We start from the raw sequence: 24,292 nt of genomic DNA, 5'->3' as shown, positions 1-24,292 counted from the left end.
TAAGGGGAGTTTCCCGCTTAGAGATAGGCAGGATGGTGGGGGGATTACTCAGTTAAAAAACAATATTTGTGACCCAGTTGTTGAGTGAAAATCTCCACAACACACGGAGAAAAAAATTGAAAGACTTGCTCGATATCATGCGCAAAAAGACGGATTCAGACGGTCATGCTCCTGTAGAGTTTGATCGCATCCGTATTGGTCTTGCGTCACCAGAAATGATTAAGTCATGGTCTCACGGTGAAGTTAAAAAGCCAGAAACCATTAACTATCGTACGTTCAAGCCTGAACGTGATGGTTTGTTCTGTGCCAAAATCTTTGGTCCAGTAAAAGATTATGAATGCTTGTGTGGTAAATACAAGCGTATGAAATACAAAGGCGTCATTTGTGAAAAATGTGGCGTTGAAGTGACTACTGCGAAAGTTCGTCGTGAACGTATGGGTCATATTGACCTTGCTTCACCGGTTGCGCACATCTGGTTCTTGAAATCATTACCAAGCCGTATCGGTCTTCTTTTAGACATGACGCTGCGTGATATTGAACGTGTATTGTATTTCGAATCTTATGTAGTGACCGATCCGGGTATGACTCCATTTGAGAAATACCAGCTTCTAAACGATGAAGAATACTTCAATGCATTAGAAGAACACGGTGATGAATTCACAGCGAAAATGGGTGCTGAAGCGGTTCAAGACCTGTTGAAAGACATTGATCTTGAAGCTGAAATTGCGCGTCTGCGTGAAGAAATTCCTGTTACGACGTCAGAAACCAAGCTGAAAAAAGCATCTAAGCGTTTGAAGTTGATGGAAGCATTCAACGATTCAAACAACAAGCCAGAATGGATGGTGTTGACTGTACTTCCAGTTCTTCCACCAGACCTTCGTCCGCTTGTACCACTTGAAGGTGGTCGTTTCGCGACTTCTGACCTAAACGATCTTTACCGTCGTGTGATCAACCGTAATAACCGTTTGAAGCGTCTTCTTGACCTTGCTGCGCCAGACATCATCGTACGTAACGAAAAACGTATGTTGCAAGAGTCTGTAGATGCATTGCTGGATAACGGTCGTCGCGGTCGTGCAATTACCGGTTCGAACAAGCGTCCGCTTAAATCTTTGGCAGACATGATCAAAGGTAAACAGGGTCGTTTCCGTCAAAACTTACTTGGTAAGCGTGTTGACTACTCTGGCCGTTCGGTAATTACTGTTGGTCCAAACCTGCGTTTGCACCAATGTGGTCTTCCGAAAAAAATGGCACTTGAACTGTTCAAGCCATTTATTTTTGCGAAACTACAGGCATCTGGTCAAGCAACCACCATTAAAGCTGCGAAGAAAATGGTTGAGCGCGAAACCCCAGAAGTTTGGGACGTACTTGCTCACGTGATTCGTCAACATCCAGTGATGTTGAACCGTGCACCCACTCTTCACCGTCTGGGTCTTCAAGCATTTGAACCGATCCTGATCGAAGGTAAAGCGATCCGTCTACATCCACTCGTATGTGCTGCGTTTAACGCCGACTTCGATGGTGACCAGATGGCGGTACACGTACCATTAACACTTGAAGCTCAGCTTGAAGCTCGTGCGTTAATGATGTCGACAAACAACATCTTGTCTCCAGCGAACGGTGAGCCAATCATCGTACCGTCTCAGGACGTTGTCTTGGGCTTGTATTACATCACGCGTGATGCAATCAATGCCAAAGGTGAAGGCATGGTGTTCGCGGATACTCACGAAGTAAACCGTGCACTGGCGACTGGTCAGGTTGATCTACACGCTCGCGTTAAAGCACGTGTACACCAGACTGTGATCGACGAAGATGGTAACCGTGAACAGCAAACCATTATTGTAGATACGACGCCTGGTCGCTGCCTACTTTGGGAAGTTGTGCCTGAAGGTATGGATTTCCAGCAAATTAACGTTGAGATGACCAAGAAAAACATCTCGAAGTTAATTAACTCTTGCTACCGTAAATTGGGTCTGAAAGATACTGTTATCTTCGCTGACCAATTGATGTACTTGGGCTTCCGTCAAGCGACGCGTTCAGGTGTATCTGTCGGTATGGAAGACATGGTTATTCCACCGCAAAAACAAGCAATTATTGGTAAAGCGGAAGCTGAAGTTCGTGAAATCGAACAACAGTTCGAACAAGGTTTCGTAACTGCCGGCGAACGTTATAACAAAGTGGTCGATATTTGGGCGCGTACCAATGACCAGGTTGCTAAAGCGATGATGGACAACTTGTCTTTCACCACTGTGAAGAACAAACAGGGTGAAGACGAGAAGCAAAAATCATTCAACTCGATCTACATGATGTCTGACTCGGGTGCCCGTGGTTCGGCAGCTCAGATTCGTCAGTTGGCGGGTATGCGTGGTTTGATGGCGAAGCCGGATGGCTCGATCATTGAAACCCCAATTAAAGCGAACTTCCGTGAAGGTTTGACCGTACTTCAGTACTTCATCTCGACACACGGTGCGCGTAAAGGTTTGGCCGATACAGCACTTAAGACTGCAAACTCTGGTTACCTGACTCGTCGTCTGGTAGACGTTGCGCAGGACTTGGTCATTACCGAGCCGGATTGTGGTACCTTCGACGGCCTAGTGATGACTCCGTTCATTCAGGGTGGTGATGTCATCGAGAACCTGGGTGCACGAGTATTGGGTCGTGTAGTTGCTGAAGATGTCAAGAAAGTGGGTACAGATGAAGTTCTGCTTCCACGTAATACTTTAATTGACGAGAAACTGGCTGCGTTTATTGAAAGCCAGGGTGTCGACGAAATTAAAGTGCGTTCAGTCGTGAACTGTGCATCTACCTTCGGTGTATGTGCGAAATGTTACGGTCGTGACCTGGCACGTGGTCATCAGGTGAACCCAGGTGAGTCTGTTGGTGTTATGGCAGCTCAATCGATTGGTGAACCAGGTACACAGTTAACGATGCGTACCTTCCACGTGGGTGGTGCTGCGAGCCGAACTTCTGCTGCAAACAGCGTACAGGTTCGTAACCAGGGTACAGTACGTTTCCATAACGTGAAAACCGTACAACATGCCAAAGGTCACTTGGTATCGACTTCACGTTCAGGTGAAATCGGTATTGCGGATGACTTAGGTCGTGAGCGTGAGCGCTATAAAATTCCATACGGTGCATCTATCTTGCTGAAAGATGGCGAAGCTGTAGAAGCAGGCGGTATCGTGGCGACTTGGGATCCGCATACACATCCATTGGTAACAGAAGTTGCTGGTAAAGTGCGTTTCAGCCAGATTGCTGATGGCGTGACGGTTACTTCTAAAACTGATGATGCAACAGGTATGTCAACCATCGAAATCTTGCCAGTGACTTCACGTCCTGCGTCAGGTAAAGATTTGCGTCCTGCTGTTGTGTTAGACACAGTCGATGGTGGTGAGCAGTTCTACTTCCTGCCACAAAACACGATTCTTTCTGTTCGCGATGGCGAAACAATTGGTGTCGGTGACGTAATCGGTCGTGTCCCACAAGAATCTTCACGTACTCGTGATATTACCGGTGGTCTGCCACGTGTAGCTGACTTGTTCGAAGCACGGAAGCCGAAAGAGCATGCAATCCTTGCAGAAGTGTCAGGTGTTGTGAGCTTTGGTAAAGAGACCAAAGGTAAGAACCGTCTGGTGATTACGCCGGATGATGGCTCTGAAATCTATGAAGAGCTGATTCCGAAATGGCGTACCATTAACGTGTTCGAAGGCGAGCATGTAAACCGTGGTGAGACGATTTCTGATGGTCCACAAAACCCGCATGACATTTTACGTCTGAAAGGTGAAGTGGCATTGACGAATTACATCGTGAACGAAGTTCAGGACGTATACCGTCTGCAAGGTGTAAAAATCAACGATAAGCATATTGAAGTCATCGTACGTCAAATGCTACGTAAAGTTGATATCACTGACGGTGGCGATACCAGCTTCATCAAAGGCGAACAAGTGGATTACATCCGTGTTGTTCAGGAAAACCAAGCAGTTCTTGCGCAAAACAAGTTCCCTGCGAAGTTTGAACGTCAATTGATGGGTATTACCAAAGCATCACTTTCTACTGACTCGTTCATCTCTGCTGCATCGTTCCAGGAAACCACACGTGTGTTAACTGAAGCGGCTGTAACAGGTAAAGAAGATGATTTACGTGGCTTGAAAGAGAACGTGGTTGTAGGTCGTCTGATCCCAGCGGGTACAGGTTTGGCTTACCACTTAGAGCGTCGTCGTCAAGAAGCAGAAGCTGCAGAATTTGAACTGCATAATAACTTCTCTGATGTGGACCAAGCTTTAAGCCAGGCATTTAACGAAGAATTCTAATTCAAGTTAAAGCTTAAAAAAGAGACGCCTTCGGGCGTCTTTTTTTATACAAGACTCATCCAGATAGCTTTCTCAACATGGGAATTATCCACTGATATTTACAAAAATCAGCAGGAATACTGAGAGAAATAACACGCTACAGATTTTAGTTCCATAAAATGAAGATAAGCTTAATTAAAACAAGATAAGACAGGAAGGCCAAGGTCATGAAAAAGTTAATCGGTGTTATGGCAGTTGCCACGCTTTCCACCTTTATGTTGGCAGGTTGTGAAAACATGTCGAGCAAAAATCAACGTATTGGTGCTGCTGCCTTAGGTGGTGCCGTCGGTGGTGGCGTAGGTAATAGTGTCGGCGGTGGTGTCGGTTCTGCGATTGGTGGTGGTGCCGGTGCTGCAGTAGGCAGTAAATCCCAAGGTGGTTCCAACCGTAATGCAACCTATAGTGGTGTAGGTGGTGCGGTAGGCTCAGCAGTCGGTAAAAGCATCTTTGGTGGCAATGCTGGTGCTGCCATCGGTGGCGCCATCGGTGGTGGTGCCGGAGCTGCCATTGAACAGGATAACCGTCGTCGTTAAGTCCTGTTTCACTTGTAAAATAATCTAAATTTAAAAGCGCCATATGGGCGCTTTTATCTTATTTGACTGAGAGACTTTTCCCTTTGCTCTGTTTACGCCGGATATAAACCGTTTTCTCTACTTCCGCAATCCTGACCCCGGCTTCATCATAGATATTCAGCTGATAATTGCGGTATACAGGTGCATTGTTGGCCGCCAAATTGATAATTGTGCTGATTTCTTCAGCAGAGATCCGGATGTCCGCGATCACGGTGCCGCGGCCAGGAGCCAAAAACTGAATACAGGCACCTTTATCCCAGACCAGATATTTCGGCCCCAAATGATGCATCAGCAGTAACATATAAAAAGGATCGACCATCGAATACAGGCTGCCACCAAAATGTACGCCGACAATATTCTGGTTTTTACGGGTTAGCGGCATTTTGACCCGCACGTGATAATTATTAAAATCAATCTTATCAATTTCGATACCTGCACCCCGGTAAGGAGCATAGCGGTTCAAAATAAATTTTGATACCAGTGGCAGTTTTTGAATTTTCTGGAATAGGTTCATACTGACATTCTTTTTGTGGCTTTGATTATGCATACTAGAGCAACAAAAATGCGCTAGCATTGATCAATCATGCCGATTTATAAACTAAGCGGTCAATAACAAGAACAGGATTAAAAGATGGAAATGCAAACACAATGGGTCGATACCACGGATCAGCAGCGGCTCTGTGTCAGAACTTATGGACAGCCCACACAGCCGGCATTGGTGCTGGTTCATGGCTATCCCGATCATCAGATGGTTTGGGAGCCAGTCATTCATTATTTAACTCAGAACTACTTTATTGTGACCTATGATGTACGTGGTGCAGGTGAGTCCAGTATTCCTAAAAAAATCTCGGATTACCGTCTGGCACGTTTAAGTCAGGATCTGGAAGAAGTAGTGAATAAGGTATTGCCGAATCGAGCTTTTCATCTGGCTGCACATGACTGGGGCTCTATTCAGTCTTGGGAATCTGTCACAGATTTTAGATTCAAAGGCCGAATTTTGTCTTATAGCACGCTGTCCGGCCCCTGTCTGGATCATGCAGCTTTCTGGATGCGCGAACAGTTCCAGCAAAACAGAACAAAATTCTTAAAGCAGATGAGAAAGTCCTGGTATATCGGGGTGTTTCAGCTGCCCTGGGTGGCACCTTTGGCCTGGAATTTTTTTAACCCGCAGCGTTGGGCCAAGATCGTTGAGCAACTGGAAAAACGCGATGATCTGCCCCTTAATCCCTATATTGTCAAAGATGGAAAATATGGGGTGAATCTGTATCGGGCCAACTTTTTGCCATGTTTAGCTCAACCACGGCAGCGCTTTGCAATCTGTCCTGTACAAGCGATTGTGTTGCAAAATGATAAGTTTGTCGGCCCTGATCTGATCGATGAAGTGTCTAAATGGGTGGATGATTTTTCGAGAGTAGAATTGGCTGCCAATCACTGGGCGATTCTGAGTCAGCCAGAGCAAGTTGCTCAATTAATTGATCATTTTATTCAGAAGAAGTCTGCGGTCACCGATTGAGAAGCCGCTTTGTGAAGCATGACCCGGCGAGGAGAAAGTGGCGGAATTTTTATCCGTATTTTCTGATAAAATAGCGGCTTTCTCTCTATCTCCGATTCATTATGTTCGCAATTCTTGCTGCTATTGGAGTCATGTTTGGACTCTCATTGGCACGTGTACCTGTGGTTTTTGCCCTGGTCATTGGTGCTGTTACAGGTGGTTTATTGGCAGGTCTTGGTCTGCAGGGTACCTTAGACGCATTTAACAATGGTTTGGGTGGTGGGGCCAAAATTGCCTTGGCTTACGGTATTCTAGGTGCATTTGCTTTGGCCTTGGCACGTTCGGGTTTACCGGATTTACTGGCCTATAAAATGATTAGCACCTTAAAGGGTGAGGCGGATTTTAAAGCACAGAACCGGATGAAATATCTGATCTTTTTCACCGTCGCTATTGCTGCAGTGTTCTCACAGAATGTCATTCCTGTGCATATTGCTTTCATTCCGGTACTGATTCCACCGCTATTGATTGTATTTAACCATTTACAGCTGGATCGCCGTCTGGTGGCCTGTCTGCTAACCTTTGGCTTGGTTGCAACCTATATGCTGATTCCAGTGGGTTTTGGTGCGATCTTCCTGAATGATATTCTGGGTTATAACCTCAATACTTTTGGTAAGCCTTATGGTTTTGAAATCAGCTATGACCAGATTCCATCTGCCATGGCGATCCCGGTATTTGGAATGTTCGTTGGCTTATTGGTGGCTATATTTATCAGCTATCGTAAACCGCGTCAGTACAAAGACATTCAGATTGAAAAGCCGCAAAGTATTTCATCTGAACTCGGGGTAGAGCCACAGCTTAAACCTGAAATTTCGAAATTCACTATCTGGATGGCCGGTCTGGCTGTTATTTTAACCCTGGTAGTGCAACTGTACTCAGATTCAATGATTCTAGCAGGTCTGGTCGGTGTGGCGATTCTCAGCTGTGCCGGTATTTTCAAGTGGAAAGAAGCGGATGATGTGATCATTACCGGTATGCGCATGATGGCGCTGGTCGGTTTTATCATGATTGCAGCACAAGGTTTTGCAGCCGTGATTGAAGCCACCAATCAGGTGCCTGCGCTGGTCGAGGCATCGGTCCACTGGATTGGTAATAGTCAGGCACTGGCCGCATTTTTGATGCTGCTGATCGGTCTGCTGATTACCTTAGGTATTGGTTCGTCTTTCTCAACCATTCCGATTCTAGCGATTATCTATGTGCCGCTTTGTATCCAGTTCGGTTTTAGTCCTGCAGCGACTATTGCGATTATCGGGACTGCAGCAGCTTTGGGTGATGCCGGTTCCCCAGCATCGGATTCAACTTTAGGTCCGACTTCGGGTTTAAACATGGATGGTCAACATGACCATATGAAAGACAGCGTAGTCCCTACCTTTATTCATTTTAATATTCCGCTGATCATTTTTGGCTGGATTGCAGCTATGGTCCTCTAAGGAAATTTTAATCTGCCCTGATATAGATCAGGGCAGATTCATCTGGATTTAAAATAAATTATAAGATGTATTTAAAATATTTTTATTAAAGATTAAATTAATATAAACCTGATTGTTTTACTCTGAATAAAGCCTATTAATCTGATTAATTCACTTGGTATTTAAAACCAACCTTTCCAGTCAATTTAAAATAAATTTAAAGTTAAAACAATATCTTAAATAATAATTGAAAATTAGTTTTATAATCTGTATTGCATATTATTTTCTATCGTGTTTATTATTAATCAGGGTTTATTTTTTAATAATTATTCTTCCAGTGGGGTGTTTAAAATGTTAAAGCAAATTACTTTAATTGCATTAATGGGTCTTTCTGCATCTGCGATGGCAGGTCCGTGGCAAGTTAAAGTGGGTGCGAGTTCTTTGGCACCAACAGGCGATACTGAAATTGCACCAGGTTTAGTCGTAGAAGCCGATCAGGAATATGGTTTTACTCCTTCTGTTGAATATTTCTTCAATGACAATATTTCGGCAGAATTATTATTGGCTGCCCCGTTTAACCATGATATTTCTGCTCAGGGTTTAGGAAAAATTGCCAAGATTAAGCATCTTCCGCCAACCATTACCGCAAAATATCACTTTAAAAACTCTACACGTTTTACGCCATACGTAGGTTTAGGTGGAACAGCCTTTATTGCTTGGGATGAAGAAGGTGCAGCAAAAGACGTCAAAGAAGAATTTGGTATTGCTGGACAAGTCGGTTTTAACTATCAACCGGCAGATGCTAAAAACTGGGGTGTGTTTGTAGATGTGCGTTATGCGGATTTGAGCCCTGAAGTGACTTTAGATGATGCAACAGCTGCAGCAGTTGGAAAATCTAAATTTAATTTAGATATTGATCCGGTTGTTTATACATTGGGTTATAGCTACAAATTCTAAAAAGTTTAAGCTTCCACATTCCTGGATTGATTTTCCAATAGCCTCATCTTGTATGAGGCTTTTTTTTTCAAAATAACAACGATTTATAACGTGTTGAAATTGAGCAGATCGGCAATGTTCAACTATATTAAAACGAATAAAGTAAATATTAATTGAATACGACTTAATAATTGAATAATAAGGAAGATCAGCATGAAGTTTTTAATCCAAGGTATTGTGATCTTCTCCAGTCTGCTGGCAGCGTCTGCCTATGCAGCAAGCTTTGACTGTCAGAAAGCTGTAACTGGTACAGAAAAAACGATTTGTGAGCATCGACTGCTCAATGATGCCGATGTCAAGCTGAGCACCAGCTACCATATTTTACGCCGTATGGTACCGATGGGAACGCGCTCAGTGATTCAGCGCGATCAGGTCAAATGGTTGCAGTTTCGCGACCGCTGCCAGGAATCGGTGTCTTGTTTGAGTCAGGTCTATAACATGCGTCAGCAGCAGCTGGACCTGCAGTTTGAGCGTATCTATAAAATGGGACCTTATTAAGATTCATTGATTCAATCTATTAATCTGATAAAGATAAAAAATCTAAATTTTTTTGAGAAAAAATCCACTTCAGACTATTGAAAATTATTGAACTCACTCCATTCATATAGGCAGCAGTTAATATCTGTATTTACAATAATAGGAGTGATTCATGAGCGATTTAAACGTACAAAAACACAGTTTCCAGGCCGAGGTAGCACAGTTACTGCACCTCGTGACCCATTCGCTTTACTCAAATCCTGAAATTTTCCTGCGCGAACTGATTTCCAATGCTTCAGATGCATGTGACAAATTGCGTTTTGAAGGCATTAATCATCCTGAATATTATGAAAATGATCCAGACCTACATGTTCGTATCAATCTTGATCCAGAAAATAAAACTATTACCATTTCAGATAACGGGATCGGCCTGAGCCAGCAAGAAGCGATTGATAATTTGGGGACTATTGCAAAGTCTGGTACCAAAGATTTTATGTCTAAACTGACTGGAGATCAGAAAGCCGATGCCCAGCTGATTGGCCAGTTTGGGGTAGGATTCTATTCAGGTTTTATCGTGGCAGACAAGATTACGGTAGAATCGCGTCGTGCCGGTACAGATGCCTCAGAAGGTGTGCGCTGGATCAGCGAGGGCACGGGTGAGTTCGAAGTTGAACAGATTACAAAAGAAAGCCGGGGTACCGATATTATCCTGCACCTGCGTGAAGATGCCCTGGATTATCTGCAAAGTTATAAAGTAAAGCAGATCATCAACAAGTACTCGGATCACATCAGCCTGCCAATCCAGATGCAAAAAGAAGTCTGGCAGGAAGATGAAGCTGCTGAAGGTGAAACACCGAAAGGCGGTCACTATGTGAAGACTGATGAATGGGAAGCCATTAACTCGGCCAGCGCGCTCTGGACCCGTAACAAGTCTGAAATTAGCGAAGAGCAGTATATCGAGTTCTATAAAAACCTGACGCATGATTTTGCTGCACCTTTGGCCTGGGCGCACAATCGTGTCGAAGGCAGCACGGAATACACCCAGCTACTTTATATTCCAAGCAAGGCACCACAGGATATTTTTACCCGTGAAGCCAAAGCCGGCATCAAGCTGTATGTCAAGCGCGTCTTCATTATGGATGATGCGGATAACCTGATTCCAAACTATCTGCGCTTTGTACAGGGTGTAGTGGACAGTGCTGATCTTCCGCTTAATGTCAGCCGTGAGCTGTTGCAGGAAAGCCGCGATGTGAAAACCATCCGTGAAGGCAATACCCGCCGTATTCTGACCACTTTAGATAGCCTGGCAAAATCTGAAGATGAAAAAGATCAGGAAAAATTCAAGACTTTCTACCATGAATTTGGTGCGGTACTGAAAGAAGGTCTGGGTGAGGACTTTACGAACCGTGAACGTATCTTAAAGCTGTTGCGCTATGCTACCTCGACCAACGACGAAGTCAGCACTTCATTGGCGGACTATAAGGCACGCATGAAAGAAGGTCAGAAGGCCATTTACTACATCACTGCAGAAAGCCTGAATGCTGCGAAGAATTCGCCACAACTGGAACTGTTCAAGAAAAAAGGCATTGAAGTACTGTTAATGTCTGAGCGTGTCGATGAATGGGCCATGAACTTCGTACATGAATTCGATGGTACGCCATTACAGAACGTGTCCAAGGGTGCAGTTGACCTCGGTGATTTGCAAGACGCCGAAGAGAAAAAAGCGCTAGAAGCTGCGGCTGAACAGTTCAAGCCAGTAGTTGAGAAACTGACTGATTCTCTTAAAGACAAAACCAAAGAAGTGCGTGTGACTACTCGTCTGGTTGATTCTCCGGCCTGTCTGGTCACAGGTGAAGGCGAGCTATCTCCGCAGTTAATCCGTATGCTGAAAGATGCAGGACAACCTGTCCCTGACATTAAGCCGATTCTTGAAATTAACCCTGAACATCCACTGGTGAAAAAACTGGAAGGTTCTGCCCAGTTTGAGGATCTGGCCAATGTGATTTTTGATCAGGCCATGATTGCAGAAGGGGGGTTGCCAGAAAATCCGGCTGAGTATGTGAAACGTATTAACAACCTGCTGTTAGGTTAATTTTCTAGGCTTCAAAAATCCCTCTTCGGAGGGATTTTTTCATAGCTTGAATTCATTCCTGAAAATTTTAATTTTCTTTGCATAATTTTAAAAAGCGATAGCTCGCATAAAGAAATACCTTTAATTCTATAATTTTTAAATGAGATAGATTATTGAATATTAATTCATAATAGCGATGATTGGGATTGGAGAGATCTCCATGAAAAAATCGCCAGTAATAAGTCTAAGTACAGTTAGGCTGATATCAATGAATACAGTAGCTTTGGCCGAGACAGTACCTAAAAAAGTGTTGCATAATGATCATATTGGCTTTCAGGCATCAGTCAAAAAAGACGTACCAAAATTACAGCGTATCCAGTGTACCGATCGTGGGAGATTTAATATGTCGCAGATGGGACTCATCCTTACAAGAAAAGCGTATAGGTGGCAGCAATCGTCTTGTCTCCACGACACATTACTCTCCTGAATAAGCATTGATTTTATCCAAACATGAAAAAGCCCATATTGTATGGGCTTTGAGGTTTTTAGGGACAGTTTAGGTTTAGAAAATGGCTTCCATACGCACTAACGCACCCAGATAATGGCTACGGTTCAGTCGGTCATCATTCAGGTAGTTCAGGTCAGCCTGTACAAAAAACCATTCGCGTAGAAACGGCTGTCTCCAGGATACATAAGGGCCCCAGCGATTCAGACGCAGATCTTTATCCTCCAGATAACCGCCTGTATAGATGCCATAATTGAAGCGGTTTTCCTGAAAAAATTGATGCTGTCTGAAGGTGTAATTGTCCCAGGTCAGATCATCTTCCTGTTCATCCGCATAAGTCAGACTCAGCTGATTGGAAAAAAAGGCCTGATTGGGCCGGGCATGGATCAGCTCAAGATTGGTTCTCAGGTAGTTTTCACTCTGCAATCCATAACGGTAAATCTGTTCCGCATGAAAGGAGAAGTCATTCTCCATGGTCCAGTCTCTACTGATTTTGGCACGTGCATAGATATCATCGCCAGAACGTACCCCGAGGTCCAGATCGGTATCGAAAGGCAGGCCATCGGCGAATTCTGACCAGCGCAAGGCAAATGAGCTGTTGTTTTCACGGGTACGGCGAATATCCAGATTTTTATCCCTGGCATTGTCAAGATTTTCATTGGTAATGGCCGCATTGGTGTCCAGTTCGTTATCCAGACTGTCATCACCAAAAACCAGACTTAATTTCTGCTCCAGAGTCGGAAGTTTAATTTTTCCTCGAATTCTGGGCTTGATCTCATAAGTTTCATATTTGTCCCAGCTATTATCCAGAATGATTCGTAAAGTCGCATTAGCTGGCTGGTCTGGATCGGTCTTGCCAAACCAGTTGTCAATTTTATGTGCGGTCCGGTCTGCCCATTCACGGACTCCTTTCTGCCTTTTATCGGCCCATGAGTTATTTTCAGTTTCTATCATGGAGGGTACAATTGCTTCATCAGACTGTTCCGGTAAGATCGTAGGCATCGCATCGATCAAGCGCGGAATCTGATCCAGTAATCCTGAATGATTTGACTCCATATTTGCCGGATTGTCAGGAGCATCTGTTACTGAATTTGCCCAAGACATGCTACTGCTCATTCCTATACCGAGAGAGAGCAGTAAGATTGGAGTAATCCTGTTTATTTGCATGAGTTATTTGTTGCTCTTGTATTCTTATATCTAGGTGTAGTTTTCTAAAAAATGGCCTTGAAAAGCAAGTTAAAGCTACAAAATAACAGCAATTATTCAATCATTTGAGCCTGAATCTCCCGATATAGATCCATCACCTGAATGGGCTGTGGCATTGATAAAATAATATTGTGAATATTCTGCCAATTTAGCTGTTTGTCACGTTGTAGCAACAAGTGCGGATAGGCCAGCTCATCTTCTGCAAGCGACATACGTGCTTCACCATGAATCACTCGAATTTTCTGATGTTCTTGTAGTAAAAGTACGGGGGTAGAAAAATCTGCAGCAGCTTCTTTAAATGAGATAAATTTCTGCTTCTGGATTAAATGCGTAAATATAAACGGGTAATAATCTGGCGATGTCCAGACGGTTTCGGCCTGTTGCAAGTAAGCTCTTGAAAAGAGCTCCACTTGCAGGAAACGGGTAGCTAAAGCAGACCACGCCAGTGATTTAATTGCAGCAGCCTGACGCTGATGCTGGGCCAGCCAGTGCTGGATGCAATAGTGTGCCTGCAACTGACTTGGTACGCCTAAAAGCATCAGATATTTGACAAACTGGCCTTGCAGATTCAATTGCTCAACCACAAAGACCTGACGTGCCTGCCAGTTGTCTTCTGCGGCATAATACAGGGCAATATCAAGGTGGGCTGGATGTTGGTCATCGGGTGCCAGTTCTAAAGCACAGAGCCGTTGTATATTGGCTTCTTCTAAGCCCAAAGAGCGGACCTGGGCGATCACGCTGCCTAGCTGGATTTCTGCAGGAAACTGAAGGAGTTCCGTGGTTAGGACTGGTTCTTGATGACTTATTGTTTCTGTTTCTGGATGAGGGTTAAGATCCTCAAGTATGGTTTTAGCTGGTTCATTAGGGTAACTTGATTCCGGCACCTGGATTATTGCTCTTGGCTGACCACGATGGTATTTGCTTTTTTCTTCCACTTTTAAGCTGCTTTCAGCCTCATTCAGGGATAGAGCCGGTACCGTCAATAATGGTGGATCTTCTTTCAGACAAGCAGACTGCTGCTGTTGTTGCAACAGCCAGATATAACATTGTTGCAGTCCCGCCCATGGACTGTGCAGGGCAGGAGAGTGGGGAGCCGGAATCAGCCAGAGCTGCCAGCCATGTTCAGGACGATGTAAAAGTGCCCAACCTGAATCCGGGTAGGCATACAGGGCTTTTTCCAGCACTAGGCTTTCGATGAAATAACCACGGAAGCTGAGATGATAGGCGGTATTTTCAGAAAACTGGTAGGCGACAAGCTCAGGTTGGGTGCGGGCTTTAAAAGCTAGAATCTGGGTTCTGAAAATAGGCTCATCACATCGATCAAAAATATCGCGTATTCTTTTTTTTGAGCGTGCCATTTCATACAAAGGCAGGGCTTTATACTCAAGTTGTCGTGTTAGTTGCTGTAATTCTTTAATTAATTGTGCTTTTTCTAAAGCATTCATTTTTAGATCTCTAGAGATGTTGCAATGCCTGTTCCAGTGTGTGGGCGAGTATCATGTTGACTGCCAGTTCGACCAGCTTATATTCAGCAGAATTTAGATTTGTATGGCGTTCCGCCATTTCAATTAAAAAATCAACAGAAATCGCCTGAGGTGGAATTTTGCCCTGTAGCAATGCTTGAAGTTCATGCATAGCAGAATTTCTTGATATCAGTATATTTATGCTGCAATTATAAGCAGGGATCACATAAAATAGTGATTTATTTTGAATATTTTATGAACAAAATTTTTAATAAAAAGTGATAAAAATCAATAGAAAAAAATTAGAATGAGAAATGGTCGAAATTTTTTGCTTGATCGGTCTTTAATCTGAATATGATTCACCTGGTATTAAAACAGGCTGAATCAATCAGCCTGTTTTAATACAAAAAGCTTCTGCTATTAAGCTGTATATTTGGCGCCTGTATTCGCAGAATCTGAATTTACTGTTTCAGCAGGCGCTTTGGTCGCCGGAAAATCTGGCAGATAAACGACTTGTGCTGTTTGCAGGGATGCCTGAACAGGAGTGGAATCTGAATTCACTGGTTCAGCAGGCGCTTTAGTTACCGGAAAATCTGGTAGATAAACCACTTGAGTCATTTGCGCTGATGCTTGAACAGAAAAAGCCATAATGATTGCTGCGAAAGCAAATTTAAGAGCATTCATAAGATGACCTCTAATATCAGGGCGTTCAATAACTTGAACATGGGAGAGTATTTAAACTTACTGCGAGTAAAATAATAGCAAATTAGCCTGAATAGAAAATGATAGTTTCGGCAAATTTAAGCAGTAAATTTTAGATTAATTACTCTATAAAACAATGAATTAGTGGATTTAAGTTATTCAATTTTTTATGATTTTACAGGGTATTATGCTTTATTTTTATAGTCAAAATCTGGCTGAGTACTAAAAAAGCAGCTAGCTGTTTTTAATATCACAACTTAAGGCTGATTTTCGAGATTCTACAATTTTTTAGGAATAGACTAAGCGGGACTTTTATTTATTTTCAGCCTGAGCGTTTTATGGGGTTTATAGAGCAATCCTAAAAGCTATGGCAATCAATTCACTGAGTAATCAAGGCTTTTAGGCGGTAATTGAAAACATTCAGTTAACCTGAGTTGAGGTAGAGAAAATGGTGTTTAATGACAATAAAATTACGGATTACTCTGCCAATCTAAAGATGAATTCTGTGGTTGAATAAATTTATAGGAGGCATAAAAAATCCCCATCTTGGATGAGGATTTCTCTAGTTGAATTGATCTTTATTCAGGCTTCACCGGAACATCACAGGTTTCTGTAGTGCATTGATTGGCAGATGATTGTTGCTGCGGCTGCTCTAATGCTTTTTCAAGAACTTGCAGGAAAACTTCCTTAGGTTGGGCACCCGCCAAAGCAATGCGCTGATCAAAGACAAAGAAAGGGACGCCTGTGACCTTAAGTTGGTCATGGGCCACTTCCTGATCAAATTTAACAAAGTCAGCAAATTCATCCGAATCAAGAAGATCATCAACTTCAACCGGATTCAGGCCAATTCGCGCTCCAACATCTTCCAGCGTTTCACGTTCACCAATTGGCAGACCTTGAGTCATATAACTGTAGAATAACGCTTCCTCAGCTTCATTGCCCAGACCTTTGCTTTGCGCAAGGTGAATCAGGCGATGCGCATTAAAGGTATTGCCTGAATTAGCACCTTCCCAGTTAAATTCGATACCTTCTTCTTTAGCCATCGCAGCAATATTGCGCTGCATCTCTTCGACTTCAGCCACGGTGCGGCCATATTTTTGTGCTAGACGTTCAGAATTGGACACTTCCTGACGAACCGGTGCTTCAGGATCGAGCTGGAAACTGTGCCAATGTACTTCCAGTTCAATACCGGCTTGTTGTGCAGCAGCTTCTAAACGTTTTTTACCAATATAGCAGAAGGGGCAAACCACGTCAGACCAAATATCTACACGCATGATAAATCTCTATTCCATATTCTTTAGGAGTTATGGGGGCAAATCCTAAATTTTAAAGCCCAGGAATGCAAACCCTTTTTGATCTTCGGCTCATCTCTAGAGAATGTAGAATTAATCCATTTTCAAGTACACAGTGATTACTATTGCACATCAATTTTGTGATGCAAAGTAAGGGTGATTAAATAAAATTAGACAGGCTTTAATCTTGAATTAGGCGCTTACCTAAACAAATGACTTCAATTTCGTTATAGCCCAATTGTTCATAAAAGCTTTGTACATCAATATTATCTTTACGTATAAGCAGTTGAAGCTTTGGACAACCTAAAGCAATCAAACGTTTTTCTAGTTGTTGCACTAATGCTGTTGCAACACCATTACGTTGAAAATTGGGATGAACAGCCAAGTAGTTGACCCATCCGCGATGACCATCGTAGCCCCCCATGACGGTTGCAATCAGTTGGTTATCTTTGACCGCCAATAAAAACAGTTGATCGCGCTGTGCCAATTTACGAAAGATATCTATTTCAGGGTTATTCCACGGACGGGTCAATCCGCACAGTTCCCAAAGTGCAATGACATCATCTAAATCGGATTCTAAATAGGGGCGAATAATAAACATAATTATAGTTTTGCATTTATTTTGAGCAATTTAGATTAATCGATTTTTGAGCCCTTGATAAGCTATGTTGAAAAATAAAAACCATAAAAAAACGCCCCGTAGGGCGTTTTTTTGAATGCAGTTAATTATGCAGTTTTTACCGCAGCTTCAACAGCAAGCATATGACCATTTTCTTCGAAATTTGAGTGCCAAGACAGCGCTTCACGAAGAAGGTGAGGCGTATGTCCGCCTTTTGCACATGCACGGTCAAAGTAATCATTCAATGCATCACGGTACATTGGATGTGCACAGTTATCAATCACTGCACGTGCACGCTCACGTGGTGCCAGACCACGAAGATCTGCCAGACCCTGTTCAGTTACCAGGATATCTACATCGTGTTCCGCATGGTCGATATGTGAAGAGAACGGTACCACAGAAGAGATGTCGCCACCTTTTGCGATTGATTTGGTCACGAAGATCGCCAGATGTGCATTACGCGCAAAGTCGCCAGAACCACCGATACCGTTCATCATTTTGGTACCACATACGTGGGTCGAGTTCACGTTACCGTAAATATCAAACTCAAGCGCAGTATTGATACCGATAATACCTAAACGACGTACCAGTTCAGGATGGTTTGAAATTTCCTGTGGACGTAATACCAGTTTGTCTTTGTATTGTTCAAGGTTGTTAAATACTTTCTCGCCGTATTTTGCAGAAAGCGTAATAGAAGAACCTGAAGCAAACTTCATTTTACCTGCATCGATCAATTCAAACGTACAGTCTTGCAGAACTTCTGAGTACATGATCAGGTCTTCGAAGTTTGAATCTTTCAGACCGGTCAATACCGCATTTGCGATTGAACCAATCCCTGCCTGAAGAGGCCCGAGGTTTTTCGGTAAACGCTCTTCAGCCACTTCTTTTTCAAAGAAAGCGATCAAATGGTTGGCAATGCTTTGTGTCTCATCATCTGGCGCAGTTACAGTAGATGGAGAGTCATGTAATTCGCTGTTAAATACGATACCAACAATTTTAGATGGATCGATATTGATCGCATGCGTACCGATACGCTCATCAACTTGAGTCAATGGAATCGCTTGACGCGTTGGACGATACGTCGGGATGTAGATATCGTGCAAGCCTTCAAATGCCGGGCTTAGGTTGGTATTGATTTCTACAATCACTTTTTCAGCAAAAATGGCAAAGCTTGCAGAGTTACCAACAGATGTTGTTGGAATGATGCCGCCATCTTCAGTAATCGCTACAGCTTCAATGATCGCAACGTCTGGTTTTTTCAACTGCAGGTTACGCATTTGCTCAACGGTTTCAGACAAATGCTGGTCAATGAACATCACTTCGCCATTGTTGATGGCTTTACGTAAAGTGTTGTCGACCTGGAAAGGTAAGCGACGTGCCAATACGCCGGCTTCAGTCAGTTGTTTGTCTAGATCGTTTCCTAGTGATGCACCAGTAATCAACGTGATCTTTAATGGATTTGCTTTTGCCTGTTGAACTAAAGCTAGAGGAACCGCCTTCGCCTCACCAGCGCGAGTAAAGCCACTCATACCCACAGTCATGCCATCTTTGATGAATTCAGCCGCCTGTTCTGGGCTGATGACTTTGTTGTGTAGGGAGGCTAAACGGATACGATCTAAAGACATTTTAACTCTCATTAATTCTTAAACTATGATACGGATTGTACCGCTCAAAAAAAGTATTGTGCATAGGTGTTAGGCTAAGGTCTAATTTTTTAGCTAAATGTAGGTATAATAAAAAATGATGATTTTTAAATTATTGATTTAATGAAATATAAAATGAATTGTATAGAAAAACTAAAAAGTTGTTTGTTGGATTATTGATCACTTCTTAAAAGTGATCAGTCAAGGTTTGTCGGATTTTATCGAGTGTGGTGGCAGGGGGAGGCGTCTCTGTACCAGCCTGATTTAAGGGCAATGAAATGATGGCTTCGAGTCCGCCTTCAGGACGATTATGAATACGCAACTGACCATGGTGTATATCGACAATCCGTTTGGCAATTGCCAGTCCCAAGCCGCTGCCTTGTACAGTCCGTGCAGAATTACCCCGTACAAAGGGCTGCATCAGGGCTTCAATCTGATCTTCCGGGATGCCTTCTCCATGGTCTGCAACACAAATCAACAGGTGCCCGTCTTCTACATGAGCAGACAGTTCAATCGGTTCTGAACCATAACGTTTCGAATTATTGATCAGATTACCAATCAGTCTTTTTAGCGACATGCTGCGCGCCTGAATGGTCGGGATGTCTTGTGGCGTAAAGCGGATATCCAGCGGTTTAAACTGCTTGACCAGTTCCTGGAGCAGCACATTGACATTGGTATCCTGGGGCTCTTCATCAGAACCATCACGCATATAGGAGATGAACTGATTCAGGATGGCATCCATATCTTCGACATCATAAATCAGGCCTTCTTTGAGAAAGTCTTCATCCGGCATCATTTCGGCACTCAGGCGAATCCGTGTTAGCGGCGTGCGCAAGTCATGTGAAATACCGGCCAGCATGATGCGGCGTTCGCGTTCAGTCTGGTCCAGCGTGTAAATCATCTGGTTAAAAGCATGATTGACCTGACGGATTTCCAGTGGACCATGATTGGTATCCAGATAGGGCGCCGAACCGATACGACTATAACTGTTGGCAGCATCCTGCAAACGGCGTAAAGGTCGGTTCAGCTGACGTACCAAAGTCAAAATAATGATGCCGACAATAATTGGCGTACCGAGCAGCCAGCCCAAAATCAGTTCATTGCTATAATTGGCATAGGTCTTTAAAGGTTCCTGTACCCAGTGACCATTCATTTCAGGAGTCTGGATCCAGATACGAGGACTTGGCTTGAACTGGAAATAGACCGTAGCTTCCTTAATGCGTAATTCTTTGGCCAGTTTGGTTTCGATCTGGCGGGTAAAGAATTCTGCGATCAGTTTTTCACGGACTGTAGGATATTCTGCCGGATTGGTGACATATTCAATGCCGACTCGATTTTTTAACCAGTCATCGATATCGACTTCCTGTTCTTTATGATAAAGACGCAGGTCCGGATTATTGAGAATTTCTAGCTCCATAGCCAAATAACGTGCATGTTGCTGAATTTCAGGTAAATAAAGTGTGCGCCAGAAAAACCAGATTGACATGAACAGGCTGAAACAGACCACAAAGACCACCAGTACAGTGGTTCGCATTGCTGCAGAGCGCGGTTTGATTTTGTCCAGAAAGCGTTCCCAAGGGGTACGTTTTTTTTCTGAGTAGCTGACAAAATCGGTAAATTTTTGTGGGTCGATGGGGTCGAGTTTCACTGAGCAATCCTGTGCTATGACTTCAGCAAATTATTATGAGTTGATTAAAAGGCCTTATCACACCGGAGTCAAACCATCTGTAATTTAGATATAGGTTGAAACCTTCGGTTCGACCTACTTTTGTTTCGGCAAAAGTAGGCAAAACCATTTTCATTCGCAAAACTCGTCAAATTGCGGCAAGTAATCAATTTATCGCAGAAACATTAGAGATGAATACCTCCTGCCTCAAACAGTTGCGAATGAATTTGTCACGTAATTAAAAACTAAATTGATAGACGGACGAATATTTTACTTTCTTCTAATAAGAAAATTATTCAGCACCATCTGGAACAAACACATAACCGACACCCCAAACGGTTTGAATATAACGCGCACGGGCAGGGTTTTCTTCAATCAAACGACGTAAGCGTGATACCTGAACGTCAATTGAACGTTCCATCGCACCCCATTCACGACCACGCGCCAGATTCATCAGCTTGTCACGAGTTAAAGGTTCACGTGGATGTTGGACTAAGGCTTTCAATACGGCGAATTCACCGGTAGTTAAGGTGACGACCTGTCCTTCACGAGTCAGGGTACGTGTCGACAGATCCAGTGACCATGGGCCAAAGGATACCACTTCCATTTGCTGGCTAGGAGCGCCTGGAACTTCACGGACTTGACGACGCAAAACTGCACGAATACGTGCCAGTAATTCATTCGGGTTAAACGGTTTAGGCAGGTAATCGTCGGCACCCGCTTCCAGACCGGCAATACGGTCAGAATCGCTACCACGAGCAGTCAGCATGATAATCGGGGTATCGATGTTGGATTGGCGTAGGCGACGGCAGATACTCAAGCCATCTTCGACAGGCAGCATAAAGTCGAGTACGATCAGAGAAAACAGTTCCCGCTGTAAAAGTCGATCCATCTGTGTGGCATCATGTGCGGTTTTAACCACAAAACCTTTGTCTTCGAGGAAGCGCTGCAATAGAGTACGCAGACGAACATCATCATCAACTACTAATATCCGTTCGACTCGGTCCGTTTCGGTATGTACGGCATCGGATTTTTCAGCAGGCACAACTAAACTCATGAGATGCTCCTTTATTCTTTATTGTCGTCATAAACAAAAATCAGATAGGCTTTGAGTATACGATTCATAGATATTAATTGACTATGCTCTAAAGCACCAAATATTGCAGTTAAAATCAAGACATAGATACCAAATATATACATCTATATGCGAAAAAAACCGTCTTGGGAAAAGAATAAAATGCAAAGTTCATGCAAATTTTAGCCAAAAAACTGAAAATCGATCGTATGCCTTTATCTGAAGCTTATATAAATTAATAAAAACAATGGTGGATTTTATAGACCCGGTCTTTATAATCATGCCATTTAGTACTTATCCTTGTGGGATCAAACACGATGACTGACTTAGTTCAGCAGTTGGCAAAAGAACTTGCCGTACGTCCAAATCAAGTTGAGGCTGCCATCAAGCTTATTGATGAAGGTGCCAGTGTTCCTTTTATTGCACGTTACCGTAAAGAAGTAACGCAAGGCTTAGACGATACGCAACTACGTCAACTCGATACGCGTTTATCATACTTGCGTGATTTGTATGAGCGCCGTGAAAAGGTGATTGAATCACTCAAAGAACAAGATAAATTGTCTGATGATTTATTGGCGCGTGTGAATGCCGCTGAAACCAAAAATGCATTAGAAGAAATTTACGCGCCGTACCGTCCAAAACGGACCAGTAAATCATTCAAAGCCAAAGAAGCCGGTTTAGGGCCAATTGCCGAAAAAATCTTTAACGAAGCCGTAGATCCAGCTGAAGCTTTGGCGGGCTTTAGCCATGAAGATTATCCAGATCAAGAAAGCCAGCTCGATGCGATCCAGCACATCCTGATTGATGAGTGGGCACAGAATATCGCTTTAACCACCGAGCTTAAAGCAATGTTTGCCAAAACTGCCGTGCTGAAAAGTCTGGTGGCCAGTGATGAGAAGAAAGAAGTCGGCAAAAAATTCCGTGATTATTTTGACTTCTCTGAAAGCTTAAACAAAGTGCCGTCACATCGTTTACTGGCAATGTTACGTGGCCGTCAAGAAAATGTCCTTGGCTTGAAAGTAGATGGTGAAGATGATGCTCCATTGGCACGTATTGAGACTGAATATAATTTAGAAACTATTCAGCCACAGGCACGTCAGGATTTCCTGAAACAGACTGCAAAACTGTTCTGGCTCGGTAAAGTCCGTCCAAGCATCGAACATTCTTTATTGACAGAAAAACGTCTGGCTGCTGAAACAGAAGCGATGCAGGTCTTTGCTGAAAACCTGCGTCATTTACTGCTTTCTGCACCTGCAGGCGCGCGTACGACACTGGGTATAGACCCTGGCATCCGTACCGGTGTGAAACTGGCAGTCGTGAATCAATCGGGTGACGTGCTGGCGCATAGCACGATTTATCCGTTTGCACCAAAAGATGATAAAGAAGGTTCACTGGCCGAGCTGGCACGTTTATGCCGCGAGTTCAATGTCGACCTGATTGCGATCGGTAATGGTACTGCAAGCCGTGAAACTGAAGCGCTTGTGGCTGAAATGATGGCTGCCAATAGCGACCTGAAATTGACCCGTGTGTCTGTATCGGAAGCTGGTGCATCGGTGTATTCAGCATCTGAACTCGCATCACAAGAATTGCCAGATTTAGACGTCTCAATTCGTGGTGCAGTTTCAATTGCACGCCGTCTGCAAGACCCTCTTGCTGAGCTGGTCAAAATCGATCCTAAATCAATCGGTGTAGGTCAGTACCAGCATGACGTGAATCAGACTGGTCTGGCGAAAACGCTGGAAGCGGTCGTTGAAGACTGTGTGAACTCGGTGGGTGTCGATGTCAACACTGCCTCTTCTGCAATTCTGGGTTATATCGCCGGTCTGAATAAATCGATTGCCCAGCAAATTGTAGAATTCCGTAAGGAAAATGGCCGCTTTGATAACCGTCAGTCCTTGAAAAAAGTGCCACGTTTAGGTGAGCGTACTTTCGAGCAGGCTGCAGGTTTCTTACGTATTCAAAATGGTTCTGAGCCACTGGATGCTTCTGCAGTTCACCCAGAGTCTTATCCACTGGTATCTAAAATTGTTGAAGCAAAAGCAACAACGGTAAAAGACATCATTGGCAATACTGAAATCATTCGCCAGGTAAATCCTGAAGAATTTGTGGATGATAAATTTGGTCTACCAACGATTCAAGACGTATTGAGCGAACTGGAAAAACCGGGCCGTGATCCGCGTCCAGAATTCCGTACCGCCAAGTTCCGTGATGATATTACTGAAGTTGCACAATTGACAGAAGGTATGCAACTGGAAGGTGTAGTCACCAACGTGACTAACTTTGGTGCTTTTGTCGATGTCGGTGTACATCAAGACGGTTTGGTACATATTTCTGAACTGGCCAATGAATTTGTCGCTGATCCACATAAAGTGGTGAAACCAGGTCAGATCGTACAAGTGCGTGTTTTGAATGTGGATGCTGAACGTAACCGCGTGAATTTGTCGATGCGTCCTGAAGGTTCTGCAGCCCCAGCGAAAGCACCACGTCAGCCACGCCGTGCAAACAATGAAGCACGTGGTGAACGTAAGCCTCAAGGCAAACGTCCACAGCAAGCACGTCCGCAAGGTGATCGCCCGCATGGTAAGAAACCGCAGGCGGCTAAACCACAAGAACAAAAAATTGGTGGTTTGGGTGCATTGTTATTGCAAGCCGGGATTAAAGGTTCGAAATAATCTTTAATTAACCAATAAAAAAACCTCCC

General features: G+C 43.6%; 18 protein-coding genes. 8 read left to right on the top strand and 10 right to left on the bottom strand.

Features of this window, described 5'->3' with window-relative positions; all coding sequences use genetic code 11:
• The first annotated feature begins 116 nt into the window (after positions 1-116).
• Together rpoC and VXP95_RS08020 are read left to right on the top strand one after the other, a co-directional pair.
• Positions 117-4,307: a DNA-directed RNA polymerase subunit beta' gene (gene rpoC / locus VXP95_RS08025; protein WP_064094970.1), complete on the top strand. Its 4,191-nt coding sequence runs from the start codon at positions 117-119 to the stop codon at positions 4,305-4,307.
• A gap of 206 nt (positions 4,308-4,513) precedes the next feature.
• Positions 4,514-4,879, top strand: coding sequence for a hypothetical protein (locus VXP95_RS08020; RefSeq protein WP_064094969.1), 366 nt, complete (start codon positions 4,514-4,516; stop codon positions 4,877-4,879).
• A gap of 58 nt (positions 4,880-4,937) precedes the next feature.
• On the opposite strand, the gene VXP95_RS08015 is transcribed toward VXP95_RS08020, so the two are convergent.
• On the bottom strand, positions 4,938-5,432 hold the full coding sequence (locus VXP95_RS08015) for a DUF4442 domain-containing protein (protein WP_416711819.1): 495 nt from the start codon (positions 5,430-5,432) through the stop codon (positions 4,938-4,940).
• Between the two features lie 117 nt (positions 5,433-5,549).
• Here VXP95_RS08015 and VXP95_RS08010 point away from each other — a divergent pair, with 117 nt between their 5' ends.
• From VXP95_RS08010 to htpG, 5 genes are all read left to right on the top strand, one after another.
• Positions 5,550-6,431, top strand: a complete 882-nt coding sequence (locus VXP95_RS08010) for an alpha/beta fold hydrolase (protein WP_416711818.1) — start codon at positions 5,550-5,552, stop codon at positions 6,429-6,431.
• 101 nt (positions 6,432-6,532) lie between these two features.
• Positions 6,533-7,897, top strand: coding sequence for a Na+/H+ antiporter family protein (locus VXP95_RS08005; protein WP_416711817.1), 1,365 nt, complete (start codon positions 6,533-6,535; stop codon positions 7,895-7,897).
• A 330-nt stretch (positions 7,898-8,227) separates the two neighbouring features.
• Positions 8,228-8,833 (top strand): OmpW/AlkL family protein, encoded by a 606-nt coding sequence (locus tag VXP95_RS08000; RefSeq protein WP_416711816.1) that lies wholly within the window; start codon positions 8,228-8,230, stop codon positions 8,831-8,833.
• Between the two features lie 192 nt (positions 8,834-9,025).
• Entirely contained in the window at positions 9,026-9,370 is a 345-nt protein-coding gene (locus VXP95_RS07995) for a lysozyme inhibitor LprI family protein (RefSeq protein WP_416711815.1), read from the top strand.
• A 151-nt stretch (positions 9,371-9,521) separates the two neighbouring features.
• Positions 9,522-11,441: a molecular chaperone HtpG gene (htpG, locus tag VXP95_RS07990; RefSeq protein ID WP_416711814.1), complete on the top strand. Its 1,920-nt coding sequence runs from the start codon at positions 9,522-9,524 to the stop codon at positions 11,439-11,441.
• Between the two features lie 541 nt (positions 11,442-11,982).
• Here the strand turns inward: htpG and VXP95_RS07985 are convergent.
• The 9 genes from VXP95_RS07985 to ompR all read right to left on the bottom strand — a co-directional run bounded on the left by VXP95_RS07985 (position 11,983) and on the right by ompR (position 21,573).
• On the bottom strand, positions 11,983-13,092 hold the full coding sequence (locus VXP95_RS07985) for a hypothetical protein (protein WP_416711813.1): 1,110 nt from the start codon (positions 13,090-13,092) through the stop codon (positions 11,983-11,985).
• 92 nt (positions 13,093-13,184) lie between these two features.
• On the bottom strand, positions 13,185-14,576 hold the full coding sequence (locus VXP95_RS07980; protein ID WP_416711812.1) for a hypothetical protein: 1,392 nt from the start codon (positions 14,574-14,576) through the stop codon (positions 13,185-13,187).
• Positions 14,577-14,586: 10 nt separating this feature from the next.
• Positions 14,587-14,766 carry a hypothetical protein gene (locus VXP95_RS07975; RefSeq protein WP_416711811.1) on the bottom strand — a complete coding sequence of 60 codons (180 nt, stop codon included), beginning with the start codon at positions 14,764-14,766 and terminating at the stop codon, positions 14,587-14,589.
• 248 nt (positions 14,767-15,014) lie between these two features.
• On the bottom strand, positions 15,015-15,278 hold the full coding sequence (locus VXP95_RS07970) for a hypothetical protein (RefSeq protein ID WP_144724223.1): 264 nt from the start codon (positions 15,276-15,278) through the stop codon (positions 15,015-15,017).
• Between the two features lie 596 nt (positions 15,279-15,874).
• Positions 15,875-16,570 (bottom strand): DsbA family oxidoreductase, encoded by a 696-nt coding sequence (locus tag VXP95_RS07965; protein WP_064094958.1) that lies wholly within the window; start codon positions 16,568-16,570, stop codon positions 15,875-15,877.
• Between the two features lie 199 nt (positions 16,571-16,769).
• Positions 16,770-17,189, bottom strand: a complete 420-nt coding sequence (locus VXP95_RS07960; protein WP_191730316.1) for a GNAT family acetyltransferase — start codon at positions 17,187-17,189, stop codon at positions 16,770-16,772.
• 125 nt (positions 17,190-17,314) lie between these two features.
• The gene (locus VXP95_RS07955) at positions 17,315-18,832 is read right to left on the bottom strand and encodes an acetyl-CoA hydrolase/transferase family protein (protein ID WP_416711810.1); all 1,518 of its coding nucleotides are present in this window, start codon (positions 18,830-18,832) and stop codon (positions 17,315-17,317) included.
• Between the two features lie 205 nt (positions 18,833-19,037).
• Positions 19,038-20,498 carry an ATP-binding protein gene (locus tag VXP95_RS07950; RefSeq protein WP_416711809.1) on the bottom strand — a complete coding sequence of 487 codons (1,461 nt, stop codon included), beginning with the start codon at positions 20,496-20,498 and terminating at the stop codon, positions 19,038-19,040.
• A 310-nt stretch (positions 20,499-20,808) separates the two neighbouring features.
• Positions 20,809-21,573 carry a two-component system response regulator OmpR gene (ompR, locus tag VXP95_RS07945; protein ID WP_416711808.1) on the bottom strand — a complete coding sequence of 255 codons (765 nt, stop codon included), beginning with the start codon at positions 21,571-21,573 and terminating at the stop codon, positions 20,809-20,811.
• Between the two features lie 335 nt (positions 21,574-21,908).
• On the opposite strand from ompR, the gene VXP95_RS07940 reads away from it, so the two are divergent.
• Positions 21,909-24,263, top strand: coding sequence for a Tex-like N-terminal domain-containing protein (locus VXP95_RS07940; protein WP_416711807.1), 2,355 nt, complete (start codon positions 21,909-21,911; stop codon positions 24,261-24,263).
• Positions 24,264-24,292: the final 29 nt, after the last annotated feature.

It is taken from the genome of Acinetobacter sp. 226, from assembly GCF_048147925.1.
In the GTDB taxonomy this organism is placed as follows: domain Bacteria; phylum Pseudomonadota; class Gammaproteobacteria; order Pseudomonadales; family Moraxellaceae; genus Acinetobacter; species Acinetobacter pecorum.
This window is presented reverse-complemented; position numbering and strand designations above follow the sequence as displayed.